Annotated in this window: 2 protein-coding genes; both read left to right on the top strand. The window is 70.6% G+C overall.

Translation table 11 applies throughout. The features are described 5' to 3' along the window. Window positions 1–18 precede the first annotated feature (18 nt). A complete protein-coding gene (locus IAE56_RS20835; protein WP_200753829.1) occupies window positions 19–1497 on the top strand; it encodes a DNA-3-methyladenine glycosylase 2 in 1479 nt (492 codons plus the stop codon). Next, window positions 1494–1985, top strand: coding sequence for a methylated-DNA--[protein]-cysteine S-methyltransferase (locus IAE56_RS20830; RefSeq protein ID WP_200753828.1), 492 nt, complete (start codon window positions 1494–1496; stop codon window positions 1983–1985). The genes IAE56_RS20835 and IAE56_RS20830 overlap by 4 nt, the downstream gene beginning before the upstream one ends. Window positions 1986–2113 lie beyond the last annotated feature (128 nt).

Genomic DNA, 2113 nt, shown 5'->3' with positions numbered 1-2113 from the left:
CCGCCCTAGACTGGCGCCATGGACACCGCCCCCACCCTCGACCACGCCGCCTGCGACCGTGCCCGCCTGGCCCGCGACGCGCGCTTCGACGGCGTGTTCTTCACCGCCGTGCGCAGCACCGGCATCTACTGCCGCCCGGTCTGCCCGGCACCGCCGCCGAAGCCGCGCAACATCAGCTACTACCCGACTGCCGCCGCGGCCGCCGCCGCCGGCTACCGGCCGTGTCTCCGCTGCCGCCCCGAACTCGCCCCGCAGGCACAGCAGGCCCTGGCCGGGCAGACCGTACAGCGCGCCCTGGCGCTCATCCATGGCGGCTTCCTGCAGGACCAGGCCGTGGCCGAACTCGGCGCGAAACTGGGCGTGAGCGCACGCCAGCTGCAGCGCCTGTTCGTCGAGCACCTGGGCGCCACGCCCGGGCAGATCCACGCCACCCATCGCCTGCTGCTGGCCAAGCAGCTGCTGACCGAAACCACCCTGCCGGTCACCGACGTTGCCCTGGCCGCTGGCTACAACAGCCTGCGCCGCTTCAACACCGCCTTCCTGCAGGGCTGCGGCATGGCGCCGACCGCGCTGCGCCGCCAGCACACTCCCTCGGCAGCCGACGATGGCAGCCTGGTGCTGCGCCTGGGCTATCGCCCGCCGCTGGATTTCCCGCGCATGCTCGCCTTCCTGCGCAAGCGCAGCCTGCCGGGCATCGAACTGATCGGCGAGGACAGTTACCAGCGCGTGCTCGGCACGCCGGAACGCCCCACCCTCCTGCGCGTCACCGCTGACCCCAAGCGACCGGAACTGCGCCTGCAGCTGGGCGCGGTTGATCCGCGGCTGATTCCGGACATCGTGCGCCGCGTGCGCCGGGTCTTCGACCTCGATGCCGACCTGCAGCAGGTGCACGCCGCCCTGGCCGAGGAACCGCTGCTGGCACGCGGCATCGCCGAGCGGCCCGGCCTGCGCGTCCCCGGCGGCTGGGATGGTTTTGAAGTGGCCGTGCGCGCGGTGCTGGGCCAGCAGGTGACCGTCGCAGCGGCCACCACCTTCGCACGCCGCTTGGTCGATGCCTGGGGTGCGCACCTGCCCGGCATGCCCGCCGAGTTCAACCGCCAGTTTCCGGCACCGGAGGTGCTGGCCGAGGCACCGCTGGAATCGATCGGCCTGCCGCGCACGCGTGCGGCCACCGTGCGTGCGCTGGCGGCGGCCTGTGCCAGTGGTGAACTGGATTTCGGCCCCGGCCAGGCACTGGAGGATTTCGTCGCCCGCTGCGTGGCCCTGCCCGGTATCGGGCCATGGACAGCGCAGTACATCGCCCTGCGTGGCCTGGGCCAACCCGATGCCTTCCCCGCCGGTGACCTGGTACTGCAGCAGGTACTCGGCCATGCGCAGGGCCAGCGCCTGAGCGAACGTGCGACCGAAGCACGTTCGCAACCCTGGCGGCCTTGGCGCGCCTATGCGGTGCTGCACCTGTGGCACCTGTCCGGCACTTTTGTTGGAGAACCGACATGACCCTGTTGTTCGATCGTTTCGACAGCCCGATCGGCGAGCTGACCATCGCCGGTGACGAGCGTGGCCTGGCCCACGTGCTGTTCCCGGAAAACCGCCACCCGGCGCGTGGCCGCGGCGACTGGCTGTATTCACCGGATGCGTTGCCGGAGGCGCGCGAGCAGCTGCTGCAGTTCCTGCACGGTGAGCGCAGCACCTTCGATCTGGTGCTGGCACCGCAGGGCACGCCGTTCCAGCTGCGGGTGTGGCGTGCGTTGGCGCTGATTCCGTTCGGGCAGACCTGGAGTTACCTGCAGCTGGCGCAGCACCTGGGCCAGCCGACGGCGACGCGTGCGGTGGGCGCGGCGAATGGGCGCAATCCGTTGCCGATCATCCTGCCGTGCCATCGGGTGATTGGCAGCAATGGTGCGTTGACCGGGTTTGGGGGTGGGTTGGAGACCAAGGCGGCGTTGCTGCGGTTGGAGCAGCGGCAGGCACCGCTGTTTGCCTGAGGGTTCTGGGTATTCCGGCAGGGCTGCGCCCCGCACCTGCACAAGCCGAAGCCGAAGCCGAAGCAAGATCAAGAGCGGGCATTCCGTGGGATGGCGGGGCACTGTGGGTTTGCGGGGACGCCGTAAAC

The organism is Stenotrophomonas sp. S41, from assembly GCF_016624625.1.
GTDB lineage: Bacteria > Pseudomonadota > Gammaproteobacteria > Xanthomonadales > Xanthomonadaceae > Stenotrophomonas.
Note: the sequence above shows the minus strand (reverse complement) of the source record. Positions and strands in the feature narration are given on the sequence as shown.

Coding starts and splice junctions, on each gene's coding strand:
- IAE56_RS20835 (WP_200753829.1), top strand. CDS start 19: ATGGACACCGCCCCCACCCTCGACCACGCCGCCTGCGACCGTGCCCGC.
- IAE56_RS20830 (WP_200753828.1), top strand. CDS start 1,494: ATGACCCTGTTGTTCGATCGTTTCGACAGCCCGATCGGCGAGCTGACC.